The following is a 22,985-nucleotide window of genomic DNA, read 5'->3' as shown; positions in this document are numbered from 1 at the left end:
GACCATGCGAATGGACGGGACGCCACAGGCCAACCCGCGCCGCGTCGGGCTACGCGTTGACCACATCATCCCCCATAAAGGCGATCAGTACCTGTTCTGGGATCGAGCCAACTGGGCAGCCGCTGTGCGCCGATGACCACGACATCACCAAGCAGCGTGACGAGCACGGGCGAGAAGAGCAGGGGAACGACATCAACGGGCGCCCGACTTATCAGGGTGTCATCGTCGCGTACCTCGATTTTCTTCCTCGGCATTTGCCCGCCTTCCTGCACTTTCACACAGAATAGATCATCTTCGGTTCCGAGTAGGGCTCTTCCCACTGGCGAACGGCGGTGCTCAGTCCAATAGCGGTCGCGAAGCTCAAAGCGATTACGGTCACCACCAGGAGCACAAACACCGCAATGCGGATCGCCTGGGCTGTTCGTCCGGTCATGCCGCCGGCCTCACGCTGGACTATGACAAAAAGCCCCGCACGAATGCGGGGCGGAGTAACCGATGTCGAAGGTGATAGCGCCCCAGCGGGTTCGCTAAGCATTGAACGCCGTGGTGCGGGTCGGGTTCCACCACCCAACATGCGCGATCAACGGGGGTGAGCGCTTGAAACAGCATATACCCGTCGCGTCTCAGCAATTTTTCAAGCGCCATTGATGATCCGCCAACCAGATCATCATCGGTGGAGGTGGTGAGAAGGTATTTCCAATCCGCGGCGCGCAGGTGCGGCGGCACAGTCGACTTTGGGACGTCCGGCAGCAACAGCAGGCTTGCCTTCGAGTCGTTGGCCGCCCTCAAAATGAAGACATGGACTATCACTTGGCTGCTCCCGACTGGGTGCAGATGACGGCTAGAGGAGTGAACCGTCAGAACCGCCTCTAGCCATCTGTGCTTGCCGCACTGACCAAGACGGCCGGAAACCTCCACCTTGGCTACACTCAACGGGGCGGCCACGCTTTTGTTCCGGTTCGTACGCCCTGCTACCTAAGGCACAAGCAGCGTCCACAACGCCCACGAGATCACCGAAACAAAGGCAAATGAGGCCAGCGCCAATCCCAGGAAGCTCAATGCGCGCGACAGCTACTCGCCGGCATTATCGCCCCCAACCGCTGCGAAAAAAGCCCTGCACGAATGCAGGGCGGAGTGACTACATCGAAGGTCATAGCGCCGCAGCAGGCGCTACACCAAGCGAACGCGCTTAACGGGCTTTTGTTCCTGAGAAGACTGATACCCCCTCAGGCTATCTGCTAACCGGCCCTGCCGTTCGAGCATCCCGATCAGCACGGCTTTTACCGTCTGCTCAACCGGGGCGCGACCATGTGGCAGTCGCAGGTTCTTGCCGTTGATGTTGGCGTGGATGACGCCGTTTTCGATGAAGTAGGTTGCCTTGTGCTCTTCGCCCTCATGCGTGACGGTAACTTCGAGGACGACATTCTCGGTAAACATGGGACCGCTCCATCAGCCGCTTCCTCCGTGTATCGGGGAAGGAACACGTAGAATGATTGCGCAGGAAACGCCCGGAAAACAGCAAGGGTAGAGATGCCCGCGGGGCACGGCTTGGACCGGTCCGACCGGAGCGTACGCCCCTCCCAGACGAGAGTCGATCGAATTAACCAGACCGTTCGGCGGGCCTTACCCCTCCCGCTTTCGCCGGGGGTCACGACCACCCATAACAAGAGGCTCAACATGAACGCAGCGTTCTTCAACGCCGTGCGCTCGTCGCTGTTCGGCGGCAAGCTGGCTCAGGCTCAGGTGACAGGCATCAACGCCATCCTCGACGCCTGGGCCCGCTATGTCGACGGCAATCTCCAGCGGCTGGCCTATGTGTTGGCCACGCCCTTAGTCGAGACAGGCGGGCGCTACGAGGCCATCTACGAGCAGGGTTCGAAGTCGAATTTCGACAAATACGAGCCCGGCACCAAGATCGGCAAGCGGCTGGGCAACTCGCACCGCGGCGACGGCTACCGCTATCGGGGCCGGGGGCTGGTGCAGATCACCGGTCGGGCGAACTATGCGCGCGTTGGGCGGGAGTTCCAATGACCGATCCTATTCAGACCCTTTTCGGCATCAAAGTCTCGACCCAGCTTGCCTCCATCATTATGGCAGTGCTGGCGGTACTGGCCACCGATGCGATCGTGTCGAACCTCAGTCTGCCAGGGGACTGGTCTCATGCCATCGCCGGCGTCCTCGGCATCTCTGGCCGTAACCTCGTGATCTGGGTCAGCCTGGTCAGCAAGGATCCGCTGGCCCTCTGGGACCGGCTGCGGGGAAAGGGGGCTAATACGAGGTCGTGAGCGCGGCCGTCATCACAAGGAAACAAAAAGCCCCGGTGACGAACCGGGGCTAGAGTACGGCATGGGCCGAAGGGCAGGCGGCCCACTGACTTTAATTTGTCGATAAACGCTGATCGGGGATTCTGGTTCCAGCAAAAAGCCCGCCGGTTAGGGCGGGCTTCGCTTCTTAGGCGATGTCGCTACGCTGGTTTCTTCCGAGACAGCCGATCCGATGCGATAGCGCGTCCGATTACCGTTGCGCTTGAGCTGGTGGCGGCGTGGCATTGAACAAAGCCATGGCTGTTTTCATCCTCCATGCGCTCGACCGCCAAGGCGGTTTGCGTCAAGTGCCAGAACGTTCTGGCAACTTGTCATTCCACAGTCGCCCTTATCCCGCTAGCCTTGTGCCTCCAGACCTCGGCATTCATTGAAGCGGGAAGGGACTGCGTTCCATTAGCGCGGTCCAAGTAGGCCGATCAGCGTGGCTTTTTCGGCGAGCGCACCACCTTATTTCCGTCGTTCAGGTAAGTATTGGGCCCTATGTCCGGCCCCTTGCGCGGCTTGACCCCACCGGGGCTCGGAATCTTGTCATAGTCTTCCTCAGTGGCAGGATGCGGGTCGAAGACGTCATTCTCGGTCGAAGTGCCTTCGCCTGTCGGCAAGCCATCTCGAGACATCGTAGCCTCCATGAACAAGACAGTGCGTCGAGGTCAATGCGCGGCAAAGCTCATGGTTGCTGTTGGTGATGCCGATCACAATTCGCAACCATCAACACGTGAGCCCGTTTCTCAACCGCTTTTAGAAACGGAGAAGAAACATGAAGAACGCCCTCGTAATTACGGCCGCTGCAGCTTTTCTGACCTCGGTCATGGTTCCTACCTTTGCTCAGGATGCAGGTGCGGGTGCCGGCGCTGGTGTCACGGTTGAGGCCCCCGCCGTGGGTGCCAAAGTTGGCGCCGACGTACAGGCTAATGCCAATGCCGGCGGCGTAGCCGACCAGACTTATGGCTCGGTGGTATCGTCTGTCGCAGGCTCTGCAGACGTGGATCTGTCCACCGTGGCCGAGGACGCCAATATCACCATCGTGCTGCTGTCGTCGTTGCAGGGCAATGCCGCCACCGAAGCTGCAGCACTCGACGAGGCGCTGACAGCTAACGCGGAAGCAGTGACCAAGCTGCATACCAATATCGCTGCCAATGCAGCCATCAAGGCGAAGCTGGAGGCCGATGGCCATACCGCGGACGATGTGGTCGCCGTGAAGAGCAATGCCGACGGGTCGGTTATCGTGTATGTAGACGACCGCGCCTAACTCAATTATGGGCTCAGATCTAACGATCTGGGCCCTCTCTGTGAAGAGCTGCAGCATTGGTTTCGGTTGGTTCGTGCGCCTGGCGTTTTCGTCGCCAAGATTTAAGCGCGTAGCCTCCGGAATTCAGGCGCTCGATCCCGAACATATTGCCCGCTCTCCAGAGCATTGTGCTTAGAACCACCTCGGGATTTGTTCCTCTGAGCGTGATTCCGTCGTTGCAGAGGCGCTGAAACAGTTCCCGGCGAGACATGGGTCTGCCCCCAGCCTTCAGGTAATCCCTGACTTCCTGCGCTATCACTTCTTTCTTGGGATTTCCCGTCGCGCGCCTGACAGGCTCATACGGTACTGCGCCGCCTTCTGGCTCATCGCCCATGATCTGCGCCACTGAAAGCAGTAGTTCATCGATATGGGCCAGCATGTTCTTGGCCTCTGCCAGACTGGCCTCTAACGACGCCACTCGAGACATAATGGCTGCATGCTGCTCTTCGAGGCTGAGCCTTTGCTTAATTGCTCGCAGCTCAAAATCAGCAGACACAGTATAACCTCTCGCGGTTGAAGGCGGGGAGCGGGAGGGCAATTGATGGGGGTCGCTGGCCCTCCCTAGGCCCAGGTGTATGGACGAGCTCCAAGCCTGGGGTCCATTGGGCCTAGCAAACCGGGTGATGAGTATTCCCCAATTGCGTTATAATCTTACACCACCCCCTGCTCATTTGGGGAAAGCCAGCATCCACCGCCTTAACCGGTGGCGGCTAGCGCGCCTCGACCGGTCAACGGCCGAGATATTTTTTTAGGTTTCCGGCCGCTTCATCGCGCCCATGTCGCGGTGCCTCTGGTAGGGCCCGAACCTTCCCGTTTTATCCGCGTTGTTCTCGCAGGTGAAATGAAGATTGGGAGATGAGCTATGCCCGCGAAATCCGCAGCACAACAAAAAGCCGCCGGCGCTGCATTATCAGCCAAGCGGGGAGATACGCCCAAACGAGATCTCAAGGGGGCGTCAAAATCGATGATGTCGATGAGCGAAGAAGAACTGGAAAAACTGGCTTCGACGAAACGCAAAGGCAAACCCGAGCATGTTGCTAAGCACTAACTCCGTAGCTTGACGCCAACTTGGCAGGAGACGGTTCCAGGGATGCTCATGAGTGCTTCGGGCGGTCACAGGGTCGGCCGGAGACAAAGCCCCAAGTGGTGGCCGCCAGAGAGCGGGGCACCGCTGGTCGCAGCGCCCCGCCCGTAGCGCTGTCCAGCAGGCGCCACGGCGTCCCTAACGTTGATTTCGCGTCAGCGGTTCCAGCGTGTGAATATGGGGCTATCGTCGCGCCTTCCCGCCATTTCCAGAATGCGCGCCTCCAACAAAGCGCGGGTCTGATCATATGGATTGGTGGTACACGCGGTCGCGACTGCCTGCCCGGCAACGCACGCATATAGTACCCCGTGCTCAACGAAATAGACCGCCGAATAGACCTGCCCCTCTCTTTCGATGGCGACGGTATCAACCTTGCTTTCGTTCAGCATTGGTTCCTCCAATAATGCTGTTCAAAATCCAACGATGATGTACTTCACCGATCGTACGTTTCGATTTTTCGGCGGCCGGAGGACCTATCTCCCGTGGGGCTCCTCACCGGTACCGAAAAGGTCCCGGCCCGCGAGCCGGGACAGTTTGGACACGATTAGAGCCAACATCAGAAGGCTCTAAGGATGTCGGACGTTCCGAGTAACGTTGAAAGACTGGATCGGTTCCCGGGCAAAGTTGGGACGGTTGGGCGCGGACCGTTCGAGCTTTCTCCGGCGTTCAAATGGCTTGGGAAACCTGGGGAAAGTCTATCCGCGGTGGTCGGGAACGCCGACGTACTATTGGGAAATGCCAAAGTCCTGGTTCTGGGTTGCGGTCGGGCCCCGGTGAGCGGCATCGCCCAATCGAACTGCTCAGGGTTGGCGCGGAATCGAAGCTGACGCTCGTCTCGGCCCACGTCAGCTTTGGAAAACCGACTGTCCTTGCTGAATGACTGGCAACTGCTGCTTTGCATCGGCCACCCAGTGTCCTGACTTTCCCTCGATCACACTGCCAATGAGCATCATTCTGGTCGCATGAAATTGCCGCACTACGGACAGCGGCCAATCTTGGTTCGACCGTCCTGCCGGTGCTGCTGTGGGGCTGCCAACAGGACGAGGCCGTGTTCGTCGCCTGATCAAGAGCTCGGCGCCTTGCCCGTCCTGTTCCCACCCCAACAGGTCGGGCAGATTACGACCTCGTTCCAGAAAATAGGCCGCTTGAAATCTAACGAGAAGCGAATGCACTCCGTTGGTCTGTTTGACCCAGACGGAACCTTGTTGATGCCAGTGTTCTTGTTATGGAGCTGGCCGCGCGCTTGGCCAGCAGTCAGAGGCCTGGCGACCATGGTAATCAAACCCTTCGTCATCAATCGACCAGTTTTCTTCGGATCGCTGGGGATCATTGCCATATTTTTGGCGATCGGAATTGTCGTCCCGTCGCAGGCCGGCGAGATTTTCGGAAGCCTGCAGTCTAGCATTCTGACCAACTTCGGCTGGTTTTACCTGCTCGCTGTTGGCATCGTGCTTGCAGCCATGCTGCTGATCTGCCTCAGCCGCTTCGGCAATCTCAAGCTCGGGCCGGATGACTCGGTGCCTGACTTCAGCTTCGTGTCGTGGATTGCGATGTTGTTTGCCGCCGGCATGGGTATCGGCCTGATGTTTTACGGCGTAGGCGAGCCCATGACCCACTACATGGCGCCGCCGACGGCCGAACCGCGCTCCATTGCGGCTGTGCGCGAGGCCATGTCGGTAACGTTCCTCCATTGGGGTGTACACGCCTGGGCGATCTATGCCGTTGTGGGCCTTTCGCTGGCCTACTTCGGCTACCGCTATAACCTGCCGCTGACTATCCGCTCCGGCCTCTATCCTCTTCTCAAAGAACGCATCAACGGTCCCATCGGCCATGTCGTCGACATCTTCGCGATTGTCGGCACCATATTCGGGCTGGCAACGTCGATGGGCGTGGGCGTCAACCAGATCAATTCCGGATTGAATTTCTTGTTCGGATGGCCGGTCTCACCATCCGTGCAACTGATGATTATCGCCGCAGTGACCGGCATGGCGACCCTGTCGGTCGTCAGCGGACTGGATAAAGGCGTGCGAATTCTCTCTGAGATCAACCTGCTCGTTGCGATCTGCCTGATGCTGTTCGTCCTGCTGGCCGGACCTACTGCAGACCTGTTCCGCGATTTCGTCCAGAACCTGGGGCTCTACCTGGACAGTTTCGTTCTGCGAACCTTCAATATCTACGCCTATGAGCCGACGCCCTGGATCGACGCCTGGACTTTGTTCTATTGGGCATGGTGGATCTCCTGGTCCCCCTTTGTCGGCATGTTCATCGCCCGCATCTCCCGGGGCCGCACCGTTCGCCAGTTCATCACGGCGGTTCTGTTCATCCCCGCAGGATTCACCTTCATCTGGATGACGGTCTTCGGCAACACCGCCATTTCCATCGATGCGGGAGTAGCGGGGGGCGCCCTGGGCGCGGCCATTGCCAACGACCTCTCCGTCGGGCTGTTCGAGTTCTTCACCTATCTGCCGTTCCCGACGGTAACCTCGACGCTTGCCGTCATCCTGGTGGCAATCTTTTTCGTTACGTCGGCCGATTCCGGTTCACTCGTGGTGGACGCAATAGCGGCCGGTGGCGACACTGAAACCACTATTCTGCAGCGTGTATTCTGGTGCGCCATTTCCGGAGCGGTCGCTGCCGTCCTGCTGCTCGCGGGCGGGGTAGGGGCATTGCAATCGGTCACCATTGCGAGTGCGTTGCCCTTCGCGGTCGTTATCCTTGCCCTACTATGGTCGCTCGTCACCGGCATGCGCGCAGATGTCGCCCAGCAGCAGGCACACCACGCCGTGGCCAGCGCCGTTCCGGCGCAGCCCGCCGCCGGCGTCACCTGGCAACGCCGGTTGGGCCTGATGCTGTGGGCGCCGCGCAAGCCGGAGGTTCAGCGTTTTATCGACACGCAGGTTCAATCCGCTCTCAAGCAGGTCGCCGATGAACTGACGACAAGGGGGCGGCCGACCAACGTCGACGCCGGAGAAAATGGAGCGGTGGTGCTGCGATCTCCGGCCGAGGGTATGCGCGACTTTGTCTACGGCGTCTCCCTTGCCAGCCATCCGGTGGCGGTATTGTCGCCAATGGCTACCGGCAAACCCGAAATGCGATACGAGGCGCGCACCTATTTCTCCAGCGGCAGCCGCGGCTACGATATCATGGGCATGGACCGCGACCAGATCATCGCCGACGTCCTGGTGCAATTCGAGCGATACCTGGCGCTTGTGATGTCGCCGGAAGTCCAACTGCTTCATGGTGCGCCCGAGCACCCAAGCGGTGGATAGAACGTACTTGCGCCTCCCGGGCTCCGACCTGGACTGACCGCTTCATGGTGCAGGTGTTAGCGCCTTACGTCATAGAGCGCCTTACGTCATAGAGGCGCGGACCGCAGATATTCGCCAGATCATGGGTAGCTTGCTGGGGCGCGAAGCCTCCTGTCTAGCCCGGGTCTTAACCTAAGCCACCCGACAATACTTTCACCCGGCCGCAATCGCGGTCAGTGAGAATTTAGCGCCCGCAATAACACGTACCCATCGCGCCTTAGCAATTCTTCAAGTGCCGAACCTGCTCCTCCGATAAGTTCGTCATCGGCGGATGTGGTCAGAATGTACTTCCAGTCTGCAGCTCGCAGGTGCGACGGTACGGTCGACTTTGGGGCGTCGGGCAGCACCAGCAGGCTCGCCTGAGAGTCGTTGACCGCTTTAAGAATGAAGATCTGGACCATCAATAGCTGCTCCCCGGGGTGGGTGCAGACCGTTCGGGCTCTACGGGATCTGATAGCCCTGCAGGCCATCCGCCAAGCGGCCTTGCCGCTCCAGCATCCCGATCAGCACGGCTTTTACCGTCTGCTCAACCGGGGCACGGCCATGCGGCAGGCGCAGATTCTTGCCGTTGATGTTGGCGTGGATGACGCCGTTTTCGATGAAGTAAGCCGCCTTGTGCTCTTCGCCTTCATAGGTGACGGCAACTTCTTGGACGACGTTTTCGGTAAACATGAAAAGCTCCATGCGTAGAACCTCTTCCTCCGGGTATCGGGGAAGGACACCTATGTGATTGCGCAGGGAACGCCCAGAAAACAGCGCCCGCAGGGCAACAGCTTGGTCCGGTCGGAGAGAATGCTACGCCCTTGTCCGACGATAGTCGAACGAATTAACCGGAGTTATGGTGCCACGCTCACCGACCCGGGTTTCTTTTGTCGGTGGACGAGGTCAATAGAGCGCGGTGATGACGTGGTGGCGCTGGACGTGATCTTTCAGATGTGAAATGGGCCGCGAGGGCGACAATGTGTTAGGGGCACATCTTGGGCGGCGTCGCATTTCACAAATCTGCGCAGCTATTGCTCACGGTCATCGACGTACAGGCGCCAGGTGCCATCGGCATTTTGGCCGATCGCAATGGCATTCTCGGCCGAAAGGCCGCTTTCCTCCAGTTTGGCCGACACAACTTCATTGCCGGCTACTGCCGCACGAAGCGCGGCAATTGCTGCCTGATGGTCAGTGATGGCCGCGTCCACTGCTGCTCCATCGTGATTGACATCGCCATCCAGGGAGCTAAGCAGGACAAGAGTCAGGCCTTCTGAAGGCAACGTGGAAATTTCGTCTCCCGCAGCCATCTGGCCTATGGCATCAATGATAGTGCCGTAGTTCTCGATAATTTCTCCACCCTTGTTGGCGGATGCGCCTGGGGGCGTTGCTGGCGCTTCGACTGGCTGCGCAGTTGGCTGTTGCGCCAATACTGAATTTGCAGAAACAATCGCCAGTGCGCTGGCAATTCCAAGGGCTGCGATTTTCCTCACGATGCTTCCTCTCAGCTTGAATGGCGTTCAAAGACTGCGACAACGAATCTTCGCATGTTGGGCGCTGCGCGGGTGGGGTAGGGGCTCGGCTGCCAGTTCGTTGGCCGATATGGGAAACCGGAAAAACCACATCGTTCCCCATGCCACCGCGTCCGGTTGACGCGCGCAGCGCCTCGATTGGTCAACGGCAGTGGCCTTGTTGGGGTTCCGTCCGATTTGGGGCAGCCAGGTAAAGCTTGGTAGGCCCGCCCTCGTAGACGACGCACTCGGGAATACATCAAAGTGACGTCCAATCCCCCTGGGAGTATTCTGGCAACCGCACGTCAACGGGATTACGCTGAGGCCGCTCTTTTTGGAGACGCGCCATGGATTTGGTCGGAGTTGGGCTGCAGAAGCTGGGAGGCTTTTTCTACAATACCTACTACCTGAACGGCGCGGCAATGGCAGTTACCTTCGCCATTTCTATCGGACTGGTTCTGGCGGTATTCGCCGTTGAGCTGGCCTATGTTGGATACGGTCAGTCGGGGTTCCGCCGAGTCTTCTTCGAGCGCAGCAAGTCCACCGTCACCGACATTGTCTATTTCGTGCTGCAAGCGACGGGCTTGATCACCCTGTTCGCCGCGCTTGCTTCTTTCGGTTTGTCTTATGCGGTCACAAAGACCGCCGAAAATGCCAACCATTTGGGACTTGGCCAGAAGATGCCGGGCTGGGCCCACGTCTTATCGTACCTGGTGCTCGCAGATTTCCTAAGCTATTGGCAGCACCGCTTGATGCACCGGTTTCCTGTATTGTGGCGGTTACACGAGTTTCACCACGCCGCCGAGGAGTTCAACGCGCTGACATCGGCGCGAGAGCATCCGCTGGAGAAGGCGATAAACATGATCGTCATGGTCGTCCCAGCACTCTTGATCGGGCTGCCAACCGCCGAGTTTGCAGTGGTGACGATAGCCTTTGGCACCATTGGCCTAGTGAAGCACAGTGCCATTCCCTGGCACGGTTGGTTTGGCAAATATGTAATCCAGTCCCCTCGCGACCATTTTATCCATCACTCACGACGGCCCGAACATCACAACCAGAATTTTGCCAACTATTTCCCCGTTTGGGACCATTTGTTTGGCACCTACTACGATGGTGACACTGAAGGCGCGGCCCTCGGTTTGGACCGAGATTACTTCAATCAGACCGATCCATTCACGGAGACCATCGCCACAGAAATCCGGTTCTTTCAGCGCGCGGGCCAAGATGCCGAGGTCGGTTTAGCGCGCGCCAAGCGCGGCATACATCTTCTCGACGGCAAACCTGCCGCACCGGGGCCTTCGGGTGCCAGCGGGGATGACCGCACTTAACCCACCAATTGTCTTGCCAGGGCGAGTTTTGACCCCGGTATGTGTAAGCCGGGGCCAAAATGCTGCTGGTTGGCACGACAGGGTGAAGTGGGAGGGCGGTTGGATGGGGCCCGCTGCCCTCCCTAGGCTTTGGTGCACGATGCGCCTAAGCTTCGGAGGATTAGTCCACGCTTCCTGATCAAAGGGTATTCCCCTATTGCGCTATGACCTTACATCGCTGCCGTTCTATGAGGCGTCATATCAGGTTGAGTGATGAGACGTGTGCTCCGGAACACACAAAAAAGCCCCGCATAGAGCGGGGCCAGTGTCCGATGCTAAAAACGAAGCGCTCAAGGGGCGCCACAAAGTGTTCCAACGATGCTCCCGGCCGACAAGTTCCAGGTGGCTCTCTACCGTCGAAGCGGGGTGAGCTGGCAGAATGGGAGCCTGCTCAAGCCTTATGGCCAGCCTGGGCGATAAGGCCGCCTTCACTCAAATCGGAGCAAACGTTGGGACCTATGCTTTGGTCGAGCTGCTCTTTGAGGAAGAGCACAGTCGGCCAGAGGGCATGGTGTCCTCTGGCTAGATTTACTCGGCGGTTGCGGTGGCCATTAGCGGTTCTTATGGCTTTGTTGGCCAGCCTTCCCATGTTGCTCGTGTGTGCCGCCACGCTGACCCGCGTCCTTCTCGTCCCTGTTCTGATTAGACTCGTTGCCAGTCACGCCTTGAGCGTTTTTGTGGCTCTGCTGACCAGCCTTATGCTGCTCAGGAGAGTCGCCACGATTTGTGCCCGTGTTCGGCATGATCCTATCCTTTCGGTGCGGAGATGCGACTTGCTCGTCACAATGAACCAACGGGGGATCCGGTTAGCTGTTCCGTCACGATCAAACATGCGTCGATCACAAAGGCTCTATCGGTGACACATGACTTCCCGCCCCAAAAGGTGCCCGCAAAGGGAGCGGGGCAAAGCGCCCGACGCTCAAACCCAGCGTTAGGGAAGTGCTATGACTTAGACCGTTTGCCTTAGAGCGCGCGGGGCTGCGCCGACCGTAAAATCGGCTGAAATTCCACGTGCTCGTGCGCGATGCGCGCTTGGCTAGGACTTGATCCTGTGAATGACAAATCGGCAGTCATCGCCGTGCTTGCTGAAGCCGGCATCGTAGTGAATGGCCCCGAGCCTTGGGATATGCAGGTGCATAATGACCGGCTGTGGCACCGATTTCTGGCTGAAGGTACGCTGGGTTTGGGTGAGGCCTACATGGATGGTTGGTGGGATTGCGAAGACCTGGCTGAGTTCTTCAACCGCGCCATCTCCAAAACGGTGGACAGGAACTTCCGCCCGTCGCTGAACCTAATCTGGCAAACGCTACAGGCGCGCCTGATCAACATGCAGACGATTTCCCGATCCCGGCGGGTGGCCGCTATGCACTATAGCGAAACGGACGCCTATCGGGCCTCACTGGACGATCGAATGACGGGGTCTTGCGGCTACTGGCAAAGCGGCGTTTCCAACATCAATCAGGCCCAGGAAGCCAAGCTCGACATGGTATGCCGCAAAATCGGGGTCAAGCCGGGCCAGTCGGTTTGGGACATCGGTTGCGGCTGGGGGGCGTACATGGGATTTGCCGCCGAAAGATATGCCGCGAAGTGCATCGGTGTGACCATTTCACCCGACCAAGCCGCATATGGACGCGAGCGCTACGCCGGTCTTTCCGTCGAGTTCCAGGTGAAAGACTACCGCGAATTCATCGGTAAGGTGGACCACGTCGTGTCGATGGGCATGTTTGAGCATGTCGGCAACAAGAACTATCGATCTTTCTTTGAGGCCGCCCACCGCGCTATCGCGGACGACGGCCTATTTATGTTGCACACCGTGGGTTCAGCGAACAGCATGTCGACGATTGACCCTTGGTTGGAAAAATACATTTTCCCCGGTGGCGTCATTCCCTCAATGGCGCAAATCGGCGCTGCCATTGAGGGACTTTTTGTCCCTATAGACGTGCACAACATTGGCCCGCACTATGACAAGACTCTTGTCGCATGGTCGCAGAATTTTGCTGCGAAATGGCCGCGCACTAAACAGAGCGAGCGCTTCTACCGAATGTGGCAATACTACCTGCTATGCTGCGCTGGAGGATTTCGCGCGCGGGCCCTACAGGTCTGGCAGTTTGTTTTTTCGTCCAGAGGTGTTCCAGACGGGTATGTAACACAGCGCTAAAAGCTCATTTCAAATCGAGCCAATGAACCGCGGCAGGCACCGGAGACGGCCCTGAGGGGGGCGCGGGCAACTGTGCCGGCGGTCATGCCACCGGCACAGAAGATATTAACGGACGATGTAGACGATCTGGCGGTTTGTGGGGTCCACAAGCACCGGCTGGCCGTTAATATAGACGTATTCGTAGTTGTAATCGGGGATTGCGTGCAGGGTTACCGTGTCCGGAATTCCGGCCCCGATGACGACTTCGCCGTCGAGATAGACTGGGTCCAGAGGGTTCGCCATGACGTAGGTTCGGGCGACTTCGGGCGGGTCAATGATAACTCCGGCGGTGGCGCCGCCAGTTGCGCCAACTGCGCCTCCGATGGCGGCTCCCAAGGGACCAGCAATCAATGCTCCCACCACGGCGCCGGTCGTCGCTCCGGCAACGGCGCCACCGGCAAGACCACCACTGGACTCGTACGTGACCGTGGAAAGGCCCACTTCTGGATAGCGGTCGGTGAGAACCACCGTCTGGCCTGAAAGGTCGGCCGTCAGATAATCGGAATAAGACCAGCCGGTGACGCCGTCATAGGTTACGCGACACCATTTGCTGTTCTGCAGGCAACCGTCCACCGCGGCGCTGTCCCCAGCAGCGATAAACCCGACGGACGGATACTGGGGCCCTGGGCCCGAACGAATGTTGAGTTCGGCAGTCGCGGTTGCAGAGGTGGTCTGAGCGACAGCGGTACCTGCAAAAGCGGTGCCCGCAAGTGCTGCGACAGTCGCTAGCGCGATGATTCTATTCATCGTGATCTCCTGTTGTGCCACGTGTTTTGTGCGAAGCAATTCAGTTTATCTGTTCGGGTACTTCCCGAGATCGCATTTACCAAACCGCGATAGGAGCGAAATCGTTCCTCGCATGTGCTGACGTCGGAGTGGGTAAGGCCTGTCTGCTTATCGTGTCGTACCCGATCCCTTCGGTCGTCTGGCTCAAGCGATGAAGGTAGGGCGAGACACAGTTAGGGGTTGGATCTGTGCCTCGCCCGCAACGCCAGGTCCGGCGGCGCCACGGCATCATTAACGCCCCGTTCTGCCTCCGGTTCCTTTGCACCGCAGGCGGAGCCGGCACACGCAAACGAGCGCTGCAAACAGTCGCGGAACCGGCGGATTCACCCTTGTGGCTTTTGTGTGTAACCCCGCTGGCGAAGGGCGATCGCTGTGAACCTATGCCAAGTTTCGGTGAACAACGTTGAAGCTGCCCGAGAACGAACCCATCTGATGCCCATGTCGCACCCAACACAGAAATCAGGGCAGGACTTGGTTCGGCAGTGGATGGTTCCGGGCGAAGCCACATTGGGATCGTCGGTCCGGGCCAGGGGTATTTTTCTTGAATTACGCTCGAAGCTGCCTTTTGGCATTAGGCGACACTTCGAAATGGAGACCGGGGTACTCACCCTAAGGGTGGCTGCAGACTTCGCCTCCGAATTCAATGCCGCAGTGACGGCAATAAGCGAATGCTTGGTGGGCATTCAAAATCTCCCGGTCATTCCGAGAGAACTCGAGGACATTCTGGCCATCACCACAACCGAACGTCACCGATGGCTCAAAGACGGCCGTTTGACTAGCGCCGGAACACGGACCGTAAAGTTGCGAGGACGGGCTCGGAAGGTGACCTTCCACGTTTTTGATCCGCTTGAGGTTGAAGACTTGTTGAACGGCGAACTGATTGCGACCTGGCGGGAAACGGACGCACAGACGGCCGCTGAAAATCGACGACGTGCAGCATGGAACAGGAGATTGAGCCGCACGCAAAAAGCCAGCGGCGAGACGCACGCCGTTTCCGATACCACTGCAGCACCAAATCTGGTTGGTTGGGAAGAGTTCGAGCGCAATGGCCCGCTTCGCTGAAAGCTGGGCTAGATTCATTCCCATTCTACGGTAGCTTCATTCGACGCGAGCGCGCCAAACGGTATGCGTTCGCATGTCGGCATCGCGAACAATCACCTCGCCGTCTGCTTGATTATTGGCCTTGGCTGCAGAAATCGCGGCTCCCCGCGAAGAGTAGGGCCCAGTCACCTGACCCAAGTGACTAAACTGCCATATGGACGCCAGTTGAGAGACGACGTAGTGCCCGCTCGCCACAGAAGGTCCTCCTCAAATGTATCCCGCTCGCAGATGACCGTGTCGCCCGATGGGAAGCGTTGGCGCGCATAGCGCGCCAACGATCATTATGCAGCTTTTTCGTTCAAAGACGTTGTGGCCAGGCGGCTCAATGCTTCGTCTGTGGCAACTTCTTCTTGAAGAGTCGCGTCGAACAATCTCACCGCTTCGGTCATTCCAAGCTGGGCGGCCCACGTTTTGAGATTACCGTAACGGGCGATTTCATAGTGCTCGACGGCCTGCGCAGAAGATGCCAAGCCAGCGTCCAGAGCAGCAGTGCCCTTGAAGTCTTCGATGATTGATTTGCCTTCCTCGATGATGCCGAGGATTGCGTCGCAGGTCTTGCCGCGGGGAGACTTTCCCATTAACTCGAAGACTTGCTCAAGTCGTACGACATGCCCTTCGGTCTCTTCGAGATGTTTCTCAAAGCCCGCCTTGAGATCCGGTGACGTTGCGGCCGCAGCCATCTTCGGCAGCGTTTTTACGATCTGCCGCTCCGCATAATAGATGTCTTTCAGCGTGTCCAAAAACAGGTCATCCAGGGTTTTTTCGGTGGCCATTGTTATCTCCAGTTCTTGATCATGACGCTGGCTGCAAAACGGAGGGCGTTCGACGCTGGTTCCCAGTTGTTGATCGCTGCAACTCTCTGACTAGCGTCGACGCCCTGGTACCGTCGCGTTCGGCCTGGGTACCGTCACGCACCGACGAAGCCATTAGCGTGATCGAGGGTTTCCTTCAGCCGTTCCTGCAAGAGGGAGCGAGCGCGCCACCAGTCGCGGCTGGCAACCGGAATGCGGGCCGCTAGAGTCACGGTGGTATCAGCCAAGGCATCAACGAGGATCTCTGGCCTGGTGTCCGGCGTGGAAAACTCGGTCTTCAGAGACTCCTCGACCGTCGAGCGAACCGTCGTGAGATTCGCAGATCGAGGAACGGTGAACTTGATTTCGACCACGCGCGAGCGTTCGCGGCTGTAGTTGAGAATCTTGACGTTGGACAACTTGGAGTTGGGCGCGAAGATGAAGATGCCGTCGATAGTGCGCAACTGCGTCGCGAAGAGTCCTACTTCAACTACGGTCCCGGCAATACCGTCGGCGTCGATATAGTCGCCCGCGTTGAAGGGGCGAAGGAAGACCAACATGATGCCAGCGGCGATGTTGGATAGTGTCCCTTGCAATGCCAAGGCTATGGCCAGGCCCGCGGCACCCAACACGGCCAATATCGATGCTGTTTCAACACCGAACTGACCGAGGACCACAATAATCGTCACGAACAGAATAGCGTACCGGAGCACTTGGCCCACGAGCGGCGCGATCGTCACGTCTTGCCTTAGTCGCTGCGAGAGCAGAGTGATCGCGTAACCGGACACCAGCTTGGCGATGAACCAGCCGCCCACCAGCACCACCACCGCGATGATTAGCGACCAAAGATTGGTAATGATCCAAGCAGTCGAAATCCCGAGAAATGCGTCGTTGATCAAATACCCGCTCCAAAATCTGCTGTTTGGCAAATCCCTCAATCGCTCAATGGTTGCTGAGGGCGGGAAGGAAAGTTGTCTGCGCGCACAGGCGGCGATTGAGGATCAGACACGCTTTTAGACACGCCAGCTCCAATTGGCTTCGCGGGTTGTCTACGGCATTGTTCGCTAGTCGCCGGTCGCGCCAAGCATGCGCTTTAGGGTGTCGTTGCGGAAGACGAAGTGCTCTGCCAGGGCGCCGAGGATGTGAAGGCCGATGGCCGGGACGAGGATAAGTCGGCCGAGCTCATGCAGTTGCGCTGCCAGTTCGATGCCCGCGAACCAGGCGACGGCGCCGGTCAGCGGCATGAGGAAGATGAAGCCGTAGAGCAGGATATGCACCGCTTGACCGAGCCAGTTGAGGATTGCGGGTGTGTCGGCATACGGCGCCGGAGCGCCTCGAACGAGACGGATGGCGAGGCGTACCACAGCCAGCAAAAGCACGGTTGACCCTACGGAAATATGGAGAAGCGCTACGCCCATCTCGCCAATGGGCTCTCCATCCAAACGATCCGAAAAGGCATGCTGGATCGACTGGTTGACGAAGAGCTGGAAGATGACCAGCGCGGCTATGGTCCAGTGCAGGATGATCTGGATAGTTGAGTAGTTTCTGGGCTGGGGCATGGCCTATCCGGTGCGGGGATAAGTCAGGAACTCTTTGGCGGGACAGTGCGTTCCCTGATGGCATCTCATTGTGCGGGGGCGGATGAGACCGCAAGTTTCTTCCAGATTTTCATCAAGAAAGCGGGCTTTTTCTGCCTGCATGCGTGCGCTTTTCTTGCTGTTTTCTTGCGTTTTTCTTGCTGCGTGCCAGCCAGAACAGAGTGCCCTGCATCCTGCCGGCGAAGACGCCACCGAACTGGCAAACTTGTTCTGGTTCATGACCATCGGCGGTGCTGCGGTCTGGTGCGTCATCATGGGGGCAGCTCTTTATGCGGTGGTCGGGAAAAAGCGACCGCGCAGCGAACGCTTCGCCGACAGGTTTGTCTTTTTCGGCGGCGGGGCCTTTCCTACCGTTGGGCTTGCCGCGCTGCTGGTGTTTGGCTTGGGGCTGCTGCCGAGTTGGACAGAGCGCGATCCTCCCGATCTCAGAATTCATGTCGCTGCCGAGCAGTTTTGGTGGCGTCTAGCCTATGAAGCGGACGGCGGAGTACGCGTCGCGACGGCTAACGAGGTTCATCTGCCGGTTGGCGCCACGGTCGAGTTCGTGCTGACCACGACCGATGTGATCCATTCATTCTGGATACCTTCACTGGGCGGCAAGATGGACGCCATTCCCGGTCGCACCAATCTTCTGCGGCTGACCCCGACCAAAGCAGGGATCTATCGTGGGGCGTGCGCCGAGTTCTGCGGGCCTTCTCATGCGCTGATGGCCTTTCCCGTAGTGGTGCACGAGGCGGCCGAATTCGAGACCTGGCTCGAGGCGCAACAGCAACCGGCGGCCCAGGCGGCTGGCGCCGAGGCATTTCTCGGCGCGGGTTGCGGCGCCTGTCACGTGGTGCGTGGCGTCAGCGAGGCAGGCTCGGTTGGCCCCGATCTCACTCATTTTGCCAGTCGCCGCAGTATCGGCGCGGACACACTGGCGTTGACCGAGGCCAATCTGGCGGACTGGCTGGTGGCGCCAAGTCACATCAAGCCCGGTGTCCGAATGCCCTCATTCGCTACGCTGGGCGACGCAGAACGCGCTGCCATCGTGGACTTTTTGCTGGAGCTCAAATGACTGACAAGGCCGCTGAGGAAAAACGACTGGCCAAGGTCTGGGCGCGACCGAGCGGCTGGCGCTACTTCTCCGACGTGAACAACTCGGTGATCGGCGTCTGGTACATAGCGACGGCATTCGCCTTCATGCTGTTTGCCGGCGGGCTGGCCCTGATCATGCGGACCCAATTGGCTGTCCCGGATAATGGCCTCGTTCCTGCCGAATCCTATAATCAGATGTTCACCCTGCATGGCACGGTGATGATGTTCCTGTTCGCCGTACCGATCTTCGAGGCGGTGGCGATCCTGATCCTCCCTGCAATGCTGGGCGCTCGCGATCTGCCATTCCCGCGCCTTTCCGCCTTCGGCTTCTGGTGCTTCCTCATCGGCGGCGTGTTCGTGTGTGGCTCGATCTTCTTCAATGCGGCGCCTGATGCCGGCTGGTTCATGTATCCGCCTCTCTCGACCGAGCAGTCGGGGATCGGCGCCGATATCTGGCTGCTGGGCCTCTCCTTCATCGAGGTGGCCTCCATCGCTGCGGCAGTAGAGTTGATCGTCGGCGTGCTGAAGTGCCGGGCGCCAGGCATGCATATCAACCTGACGCCCCTTTACGGCTGGTACGTGCTGATTGTCGGCGCGATGATCCTGTTTGCTTTCCCGCCGCTCATCGCTGGCGACTTCCTGTTCGAAATGGAGCGTGCCTTCGACTGGCCGTTCTTCGATGTGACGCGGGGAGGGGACCCGCTGCTGTGGCAGCACCTGTTCTGGATCTTCGGACATCCGGAGGTGTACATCATCTTCCTGCCGGCAATTGCGCTGCTGGCAATGATCGTGCCGACGTTTTCGCAACGACCGATTGCGGGCTACTCCTGGATCGTCCTCTCGGCCATTGGTACCGGCTTTCTGAGCTTCGGGCTCTGGGTGCATCACATGTTCACCACCGGTCTGCCCTCGATTTCCCTGGGCTTTTTCTCGGCGGCGTCGGAGGCCGTGGCCATTCCGACCGGGATCCAACTCTTCGTTTTCATAGCGACCGTGATGCTGGGCAAGGTGGTCCGCTCCGTGCCCATGCTGTTCTGCCTGGGCGCCTTGGCATCGTTCATTGTCGGCGGACTGACCGGCGTGATGATCGGAGTAGCGCCGTTCGATTTTCAGGTGCACGACACCTATTTCATCGTTGCCCACCTGCACTATACCCTCATCGGCGGCATGCTTTTTCCGGTGATGGCGGGCGTGCAGTACTACTATCCCTTCGCCACCGGGAAGTCCCTGTCGCGACGCCTGGGCATCTGGTCGTTCTGGCTGAGCTTCATCGGCTTCAACGTGACGTTCCTGCCCATGCACCTGACTGGCCTGCTGGGCATGCCTCGCCGGGTCTTTACCTATGGCGCCGAGCGGGGGTGGGACACGCTCAACATGATCTCCACCATCGGGGCGTTCATTTTCGCCGCAGGGTTCCTGCTGTTCGTCTGGGATTGCGTGCGCTCCAAGAAAAAGCAGCCGGATGCGCCCCGCAATGTGTGGAATGCCGGCACCCTGGAATGGGTTGGCAGGGTGCCGACCGATGATTGGGGACTGCGTTCGATCCCGCATATCAACAGTCGCTATCCGCTTTGGGACGACCCGAACCTTCTCAAGACGATTGACGGGGGACGCGGGTATCTTGCCGACGCCAGGGAGGGGCGGCGCGAGACGATGGTGACTTCGGTTCTCGACGCGGAGCCAGTGCAGGTGCTGCGGGTGGGCACACCGACATGGCTGCCTGCGCTGGCGGCGGCCCGACTGGGCGGGGTGTTTGTGCTTTCCACGTGGAAGCTCTGGTGGCTGGTGCTGGCCAGCGGCATTTTCTTCCTCGCGGTGGTGCTCTACTGGCTCTGGACGGGGACCGGAGAAATCCCGGAAAAACAGACCAAGGATATTGGCGACGGCCGCCGCGTGCCGCTCTATGTGGCGGGGCCAAAATCCACCGGGTGGTGGGCCATGTTCATCACCATGACAGGCGACCTCACGGCGTTTCTCGCTGTGCTCTTCGGCTATTTCTTTTTCTGGACCATTCACCCCAATTTCCCGCCGATCGGCATCGAGGGACCGGGATGGCAGTGGCCAGTGGTTGCGGCCGGACTGACGGTTCTGACCTGGGCCGTGACACTGGCGGCACGAGTGAGCAATGCCGCCGGGCGCGTTGTACTGGCCCGTTGGCTGCTGGGCGCCGGGTTGGCGGGAGCCGGCCTGACCGGCCTTGCACTCATGGCCGGTCCCTGGACGACGGGGCTCGATCCCACCTCCCATTCCTATCCCGCCATTGTCTGGGGGCTCGTGGTCTGGGTGGTTATCCATCTCATGGCGGGCATGATCATGCAGGCCTATGCACTTGCTCGATCGATCTTCGGCAAGCTGACGTCAGGCCACGACGCGGAGCTGTGGAACGTGACCCTTTACTGGCACTTCGCGGGCTTCTGCGCGTTGCTTACTGCATTGGTCATCGGAGGCTTCCCGCTGCTGCAATGAGTCCAAAACGCGCCAATAATGAAGTGGAACGCGAAACAGGCCACGGCACCGATCTGTGGCGTGTGATCGCTGCGCCAATCGTCTGGGCGGTGCACTTCCTGTTTTGCTACGTCTATGCGGCCGTGTTTTGCGCGAAGGCAGGGCGGGACGCTCCGCTGGAGCACCCGATGGCGGTCGTCATCATCATGACGGTTGTGGCATTGGCCATGATCGGCCTTTTAACCCATCAAATCTGGCAGGTGCGGGCCCGCAGCCTGACCGACAATGACTTTGAATTCGAGCACAACACGCCAGAGGAACGGCACCGCTTTCTCAGCCATGTGACGCTGATGCTCTGCATCCTGTCGGCCGTTGCGGTGCTCTACGTCACCATCCCCATGCTTTATCTCTCGACTTGCCGATGATCGATCGCCCTTTGACCATAGCGGGACTTGCCATTCTGCTTCTGGCCTGGGCAGGGCCGTTGCCCGGCATGGTGGCTGATGGTTTCGCAGCCCACATGACCCTGCATATGACGGTGGTGGGCATGGGGGTGCCGCTGCTGGCGGGCGGCATCGGCGCCTATGTGGCGCGGCGAAACTGGCTGCGCTCGCAGATCGCGTTGCCGATCGCGGTGAGCATACTCGACCTTGTTGTGGTCTGGGGCTGGCATGCACCTGCCTTGCACCACGCATCACGAACCCACCCATGGGCCTTGGTGGCCGAGCAAGCGAGCTTTGCGATCGTCTCATTGCTAGTGTGGCTGGTGGCCCTTTCCAGCACCAGCGCCACGCGCCAAAGCGCAGCACTGGCAGGGGCCATGGCGCTGTTCTTCACCTCCATGCACATGACCTTGCTGGGCGCGCTGATCGGGCTGGCGCCTCGCCCAATATATGGCGATCACCTGCAACACGCTGGGTACGTACTGTCGGCGCTGGTCGATCAGCAATTGGGTGGCGTCATCATGCTGGCAATTGGCGGCGTCATCTACCTCGCGGGTGGGCTAATCCTGATGGCGCGCGTGCTGCAGCGGCGGGGGGCGACATGACCAAGCTCAAGCCTTACCTGGTCGGCGCCTGTCTTGGTATTCTCGGCCTCGGTTTCGTCCCGCTGAGCGGGCTGATCCCCAGCTCGGCAGAGCCGGGGCAGCCGCCCGTGCTTGACTGGTATTTCAACCTGGCCGCGCAGCAGGGCATAACCCTATGGTCACTGGGGGTCGAAGTACCCGCGCTCGACGAACCTGGCATGGCGCAGCGGGGTGCCGGGCACTACGAGATGGTTTGCGCCGATTGTCATGGCAGTCCTGAGGCGCCCGCACAACAATTCGCAGAAAATCTCAGCCCGCCGCCACCCGAACTGGTGGACCGTATGGGGCAGTGGCATCCTGAAGCCCGCGTTTTCGCCACGGTAAAACACGGCATTGGCCGCACGGCTATGCCCGGATGGCCCACGCAAATGCGCGACGACGAGGTCTGGGACATGGTGGCGTTCCTCCAGACGCTGCCTGACCTTGATCGAGGGGGCTATGCCGAGTTGGTCGGGGATGCGAGCGCTAATGGTTGCGCGCGCTGCCATGGCGCAGACGGCGAAGGGCTCGTGCCGGGGACGCCGAGGCTCGATATCCAGACGCCGGTCTATATCGAGACAGCGCTGAGGGCGTTCCGGGACGGGACGCGGCAGAGCGGCACCATGATGGCCGCGGCGCGCAGGCTATCGGATGAAGATATTGCGGAACTGGCCGAGCATTATGGTCGTGGCGTCACCGTGCAAGCGCATGCGGGGAATGTCGACGTCGCAGAAATCGCCCGGGCCGGCATTCCTGAGCGGGATGTGCCCGCCTGTGAATCCTGTCACGGCACTACTGCCCGACCGGGCTTTCCACGCCTTGAGGGCCAGGACGCCGACTATCTGCTGAACCAGCTCGAGCTGTTCAAGTTGTTGGGCAGCGAGCGCGGCGGCCCGGACGCCCACATCATGGCCGAGGTTGTTCGCGGGCTGGAGCCCGAGCAGATCCTCGAATTGGCGGAGTGGTATGGGCGTGGAAAGGTAACCCGCAAGTCACGGGTTTTGCCGTTGCATCCGTGAGTGAGACGGGGTGGCACCACCTCCCGGCAAGGGAGGTGGTGGGA

Annotated in this window: 27 protein-coding genes; 13 read left to right on the top strand and 14 right to left on the bottom strand. The window is 59.4% G+C overall.

Annotated features, from left to right (window positions below):
- Positions 1 to 65: 65 nt before the first annotated feature.
- From ACZ5WT_RS17485 to ACZ5WT_RS17470, 4 genes are all read right to left on the bottom strand, one after another.
- Positions 66 to 278, bottom strand: coding sequence for a hypothetical protein (locus ACZ5WT_RS17485; protein ID WP_464285036.1), 213 nt, complete (start codon positions 276 to 278; stop codon positions 66 to 68).
- Positions 275 to 433, bottom strand: a complete 159-nt coding sequence (locus ACZ5WT_RS17480) for a hypothetical protein (RefSeq protein WP_464285035.1) — start codon at positions 431 to 433, stop codon at positions 275 to 277. The genes ACZ5WT_RS17485 and ACZ5WT_RS17480 overlap by 4 nt, the downstream gene beginning before the upstream one ends.
- Before the next feature lie 20 nt (positions 434 to 453).
- Positions 454 to 810, bottom strand: a complete 357-nt coding sequence (locus ACZ5WT_RS17475) for a hypothetical protein (protein ID WP_464285034.1) — start codon at positions 808 to 810, stop codon at positions 454 to 456.
- Positions 811 to 1,170: 360 nt separating this feature from the next.
- Positions 1,171 to 1,437: a hypothetical protein gene (locus ACZ5WT_RS17470; protein WP_464285033.1), complete on the bottom strand. Its 267-nt coding sequence runs from the start codon at positions 1,435 to 1,437 to the stop codon at positions 1,171 to 1,173.
- A 240-nt stretch (positions 1,438 to 1,677) separates the two neighbouring features.
- Here ACZ5WT_RS17470 and ACZ5WT_RS17465 point away from each other — a divergent pair, with 240 nt between their 5' ends.
- Together ACZ5WT_RS17465 and ACZ5WT_RS17460 are read left to right on the top strand one after the other, a co-directional pair.
- The gene (locus ACZ5WT_RS17465; protein WP_464285032.1) at positions 1,678 to 2,031 is read left to right on the top strand and encodes a hypothetical protein; all 354 of its coding nucleotides are present in this window, start codon (positions 1,678 to 1,680) and stop codon (positions 2,029 to 2,031) included.
- Positions 2,028 to 2,285 (top strand): hypothetical protein, encoded by a 258-nt coding sequence (locus ACZ5WT_RS17460; protein WP_464285031.1) that lies wholly within the window; start codon positions 2,028 to 2,030, stop codon positions 2,283 to 2,285. The genes ACZ5WT_RS17465 and ACZ5WT_RS17460 overlap by 4 nt, the downstream gene beginning before the upstream one ends.
- 455 nt (positions 2,286 to 2,740) lie before the next feature.
- Here ACZ5WT_RS17460 and ACZ5WT_RS17455 read toward each other — a convergent pair whose 3' ends face one another.
- Positions 2,741 to 2,941 carry a hypothetical protein gene (locus tag ACZ5WT_RS17455; protein ID WP_464284435.1) on the bottom strand — a complete coding sequence of 67 codons (201 nt, stop codon included), beginning with the start codon at positions 2,939 to 2,941 and terminating at the stop codon, positions 2,741 to 2,743.
- Positions 2,942 to 3,081: 140 nt separating this feature from the next.
- On the opposite strand from ACZ5WT_RS17455, the gene ACZ5WT_RS17450 reads away from it, so the two are divergent.
- Positions 3,082 to 3,573: a hypothetical protein gene (locus tag ACZ5WT_RS17450; protein WP_464285030.1), complete on the top strand. Its 492-nt coding sequence runs from the start codon at positions 3,082 to 3,084 to the stop codon at positions 3,571 to 3,573.
- A gap of 19 nt (positions 3,574 to 3,592) precedes the next feature.
- Here ACZ5WT_RS17450 and ACZ5WT_RS17445 read toward each other — a convergent pair whose 3' ends face one another.
- Positions 3,593 to 4,108, bottom strand: coding sequence for a hypothetical protein (locus tag ACZ5WT_RS17445; RefSeq protein WP_464285029.1), 516 nt, complete (start codon positions 4,106 to 4,108; stop codon positions 3,593 to 3,595).
- Between the two features lie 366 nt (positions 4,109 to 4,474).
- On the opposite strand from ACZ5WT_RS17445, the gene ACZ5WT_RS17440 reads away from it, so the two are divergent.
- Positions 4,475 to 4,660, top strand: coding sequence for a DUF3008 family protein (locus ACZ5WT_RS17440; protein WP_464285028.1), 186 nt, complete (start codon positions 4,475 to 4,477; stop codon positions 4,658 to 4,660).
- 191 nt (positions 4,661 to 4,851) lie between these two features.
- Here the strand turns inward: ACZ5WT_RS17440 and ACZ5WT_RS17435 are convergent, their stop codons facing one another.
- A complete protein-coding gene (locus ACZ5WT_RS17435; RefSeq protein ID WP_464285027.1) occupies positions 4,852 to 5,085 on the bottom strand; it encodes a hypothetical protein in 234 nt (77 codons plus the stop codon).
- A gap of 882 nt (positions 5,086 to 5,967) precedes the next feature.
- On the opposite strand from ACZ5WT_RS17435, the gene ACZ5WT_RS17430 reads away from it, so the two are divergent.
- Positions 5,968 to 7,965: a BCCT family transporter gene (locus ACZ5WT_RS17430; protein ID WP_464287238.1), complete on the top strand. Its 1,998-nt coding sequence runs from the start codon at positions 5,968 to 5,970 to the stop codon at positions 7,963 to 7,965.
- A gap of 212 nt (positions 7,966 to 8,177) precedes the next feature.
- Here ACZ5WT_RS17430 and ACZ5WT_RS17425 read toward each other — a convergent pair whose 3' ends face one another.
- The 3 genes from ACZ5WT_RS17425 to ACZ5WT_RS17415 all read right to left on the bottom strand — a co-directional run bounded on the left by ACZ5WT_RS17425 (position 8,178) and on the right by ACZ5WT_RS17415 (position 9,476).
- Positions 8,178 to 8,405: a hypothetical protein gene (locus ACZ5WT_RS17425; protein WP_464285026.1), complete on the bottom strand. Its 228-nt coding sequence runs from the start codon at positions 8,403 to 8,405 to the stop codon at positions 8,178 to 8,180.
- A 40-nt stretch (positions 8,406 to 8,445) separates the two neighbouring features.
- A complete protein-coding gene (locus tag ACZ5WT_RS17420) occupies positions 8,446 to 8,676 on the bottom strand; it encodes a hypothetical protein (protein ID WP_464285025.1) in 231 nt (76 codons plus the stop codon).
- 338 nt (positions 8,677 to 9,014) lie between these two features.
- Entirely contained in the window at positions 9,015 to 9,476 is a 462-nt protein-coding gene (locus ACZ5WT_RS17415; protein WP_464285024.1) for a hypothetical protein, read from the bottom strand.
- A 365-nt stretch (positions 9,477 to 9,841) separates the two neighbouring features.
- Here ACZ5WT_RS17415 and ACZ5WT_RS17410 point away from each other — a divergent pair, with 365 nt between their 5' ends.
- Positions 9,842 to 10,822: a sterol desaturase family protein gene (locus tag ACZ5WT_RS17410; protein WP_464285023.1), complete on the top strand. Its 981-nt coding sequence runs from the start codon at positions 9,842 to 9,844 to the stop codon at positions 10,820 to 10,822.
- 1,090 nt (positions 10,823 to 11,912) lie between these two features.
- On the top strand, positions 11,913 to 13,019 hold the full coding sequence (gene cfa / locus ACZ5WT_RS17405) for a cyclopropane fatty acyl phospholipid synthase (RefSeq protein ID WP_464285022.1): 1,107 nt from the start codon (positions 11,913 to 11,915) through the stop codon (positions 13,017 to 13,019).
- 105 nt (positions 13,020 to 13,124) lie between these two features.
- Here the strand turns inward: cfa and ACZ5WT_RS17400 are convergent, their stop codons facing one another.
- Positions 13,125 to 13,805 (bottom strand): DUF1236 domain-containing protein, encoded by a 681-nt coding sequence (locus ACZ5WT_RS17400; protein ID WP_464285021.1) that lies wholly within the window; start codon positions 13,803 to 13,805, stop codon positions 13,125 to 13,127.
- 477 nt (positions 13,806 to 14,282) lie between these two features.
- Between ACZ5WT_RS17400 and ACZ5WT_RS17395 the strand changes: the two genes are divergently transcribed.
- Positions 14,283 to 14,906, top strand: a complete 624-nt coding sequence (locus tag ACZ5WT_RS17395; RefSeq protein WP_464287237.1) for a hypothetical protein — start codon at positions 14,283 to 14,285, stop codon at positions 14,904 to 14,906.
- Positions 14,907 to 15,226: 320 nt separating this feature from the next.
- Here the strand turns inward: ACZ5WT_RS17395 and ACZ5WT_RS17390 are convergent, their stop codons facing one another.
- From ACZ5WT_RS17390 to ACZ5WT_RS17380, 3 genes are all read right to left on the bottom strand, one after another.
- Positions 15,227 to 15,718 carry a YciE/YciF ferroxidase family protein gene (locus ACZ5WT_RS17390; RefSeq protein WP_464285020.1) on the bottom strand — a complete coding sequence of 164 codons (492 nt, stop codon included), beginning with the start codon at positions 15,716 to 15,718 and terminating at the stop codon, positions 15,227 to 15,229.
- A 134-nt stretch (positions 15,719 to 15,852) separates the two neighbouring features.
- A complete protein-coding gene (locus tag ACZ5WT_RS17385) occupies positions 15,853 to 16,635 on the bottom strand; it encodes a mechanosensitive ion channel family protein (RefSeq protein ID WP_464285019.1) in 783 nt (260 codons plus the stop codon).
- Between the two features lie 165 nt (positions 16,636 to 16,800).
- Positions 16,801 to 17,295, bottom strand: a complete 495-nt coding sequence (locus ACZ5WT_RS17380) for a cytochrome b (protein WP_464285018.1) — start codon at positions 17,293 to 17,295, stop codon at positions 16,801 to 16,803.
- A 139-nt stretch (positions 17,296 to 17,434) separates the two neighbouring features.
- Between ACZ5WT_RS17380 and coxB the strand changes: the two genes are divergently transcribed.
- The 5 genes from coxB to ACZ5WT_RS17355 are packed head-to-tail and all read left to right on the top strand — an operon-like array spanning position 17,435 to position 22,941.
- Positions 17,435 to 18,391, top strand: a complete 957-nt coding sequence (gene coxB, locus ACZ5WT_RS17375; RefSeq protein ID WP_464285017.1) for a cytochrome c oxidase subunit II — start codon at positions 17,435 to 17,437, stop codon at positions 18,389 to 18,391.
- The gene (gene ctaD / locus ACZ5WT_RS17370) at positions 18,388 to 20,877 is read left to right on the top strand and encodes a cytochrome c oxidase subunit I (protein ID WP_464285016.1); all 2,490 of its coding nucleotides are present in this window, start codon (positions 18,388 to 18,390) and stop codon (positions 20,875 to 20,877) included. The genes coxB and ctaD overlap by 4 nt, the downstream gene beginning before the upstream one ends.
- Entirely contained in the window at positions 20,874 to 21,281 is a 408-nt protein-coding gene (locus ACZ5WT_RS17365) for a hypothetical protein (RefSeq protein ID WP_464285015.1), read from the top strand. Before ctaD ends, ACZ5WT_RS17365 begins: the two co-directional genes overlap by 4 nt.
- Positions 21,278 to 21,904 (top strand): cytochrome c oxidase assembly protein, encoded by a 627-nt coding sequence (locus tag ACZ5WT_RS17360; RefSeq protein ID WP_464285014.1) that lies wholly within the window; start codon positions 21,278 to 21,280, stop codon positions 21,902 to 21,904. Before ACZ5WT_RS17365 ends, ACZ5WT_RS17360 begins: the two co-directional genes overlap by 4 nt.
- Positions 21,901 to 22,941, top strand: coding sequence for a c-type cytochrome (locus ACZ5WT_RS17355; protein WP_464285013.1), 1,041 nt, complete (start codon positions 21,901 to 21,903; stop codon positions 22,939 to 22,941). The genes ACZ5WT_RS17360 and ACZ5WT_RS17355 overlap by 4 nt, the downstream gene beginning before the upstream one ends.
- Positions 22,942 to 22,985: the final 44 nt, after the last annotated feature.

This window comes from Devosia sp. T2-14, from assembly GCF_055397495.1.
This window is presented reverse-complemented; position numbering and strand designations above follow the sequence as displayed.

Coding starts and splice junctions, on each gene's coding strand:
- ACZ5WT_RS17480 (WP_464285035.1), bottom strand. CDS start 433: ATGACCGGACGAACAGCCCAGGCGATCCGCATTGCGGTGTTTGTGCTC.
- ACZ5WT_RS17470 (WP_464285033.1), bottom strand. CDS start 1,437: ATGTTTACCGAGAATGTCGTCCTCGAAGTTACCGTCACGCATGAGGGC.
- ACZ5WT_RS17465 (WP_464285032.1), top strand. CDS start 1,678: ATGAACGCAGCGTTCTTCAACGCCGTGCGCTCGTCGCTGTTCGGCGGC.
- ACZ5WT_RS17460 (WP_464285031.1), top strand. CDS start 2,028: ATGACCGATCCTATTCAGACCCTTTTCGGCATCAAAGTCTCGACCCAG.
- ACZ5WT_RS17455 (WP_464284435.1), bottom strand. CDS start 2,941: ATGTCTCGAGATGGCTTGCCGACAGGCGAAGGCACTTCGACCGAGAAT.
- ACZ5WT_RS17450 (WP_464285030.1), top strand. CDS start 3,082: ATGAAGAACGCCCTCGTAATTACGGCCGCTGCAGCTTTTCTGACCTCG.
- ACZ5WT_RS17440 (WP_464285028.1), top strand. CDS start 4,475: ATGCCCGCGAAATCCGCAGCACAACAAAAAGCCGCCGGCGCTGCATTA.
- ACZ5WT_RS17435 (WP_464285027.1), bottom strand. CDS start 5,085: ATGCTGAACGAAAGCAAGGTTGATACCGTCGCCATCGAAAGAGAGGGG.
- ACZ5WT_RS17430 (WP_464287238.1), top strand. CDS start 5,968: ATGGTAATCAAACCCTTCGTCATCAATCGACCAGTTTTCTTCGGATCG.
- ACZ5WT_RS17425 (WP_464285026.1), bottom strand. CDS start 8,405: ATGGTCCAGATCTTCATTCTTAAAGCGGTCAACGACTCTCAGGCGAGC.
- ACZ5WT_RS17420 (WP_464285025.1), bottom strand. CDS start 8,676: ATGTTTACCGAAAACGTCGTCCAAGAAGTTGCCGTCACCTATGAAGGC.
- ACZ5WT_RS17410 (WP_464285023.1), top strand. CDS start 9,842: ATGGATTTGGTCGGAGTTGGGCTGCAGAAGCTGGGAGGCTTTTTCTAC.
- ACZ5WT_RS17400 (WP_464285021.1), bottom strand. CDS start 13,805: ATGAATAGAATCATCGCGCTAGCGACTGTCGCAGCACTTGCGGGCACC.
- ACZ5WT_RS17395 (WP_464287237.1), top strand. CDS start 14,283: ATGTCGCACCCAACACAGAAATCAGGGCAGGACTTGGTTCGGCAGTGG.
- ACZ5WT_RS17390 (WP_464285020.1), bottom strand. CDS start 15,718: ATGGCCACCGAAAAAACCCTGGATGACCTGTTTTTGGACACGCTGAAA.
- ACZ5WT_RS17380 (WP_464285018.1), bottom strand. CDS start 17,295: ATGCCCCAGCCCAGAAACTACTCAACTATCCAGATCATCCTGCACTGG.
- coxB (WP_464285017.1), top strand. CDS start 17,435: ATGCGTGCGCTTTTCTTGCTGTTTTCTTGCGTTTTTCTTGCTGCGTGC.
- ctaD (WP_464285016.1), top strand. CDS start 18,388: ATGACTGACAAGGCCGCTGAGGAAAAACGACTGGCCAAGGTCTGGGCG.
- ACZ5WT_RS17365 (WP_464285015.1), top strand. CDS start 20,874: ATGAGTCCAAAACGCGCCAATAATGAAGTGGAACGCGAAACAGGCCAC.
- ACZ5WT_RS17360 (WP_464285014.1), top strand. CDS start 21,278: ATGATCGATCGCCCTTTGACCATAGCGGGACTTGCCATTCTGCTTCTG.
- ACZ5WT_RS17355 (WP_464285013.1), top strand. CDS start 21,901: ATGACCAAGCTCAAGCCTTACCTGGTCGGCGCCTGTCTTGGTATTCTC.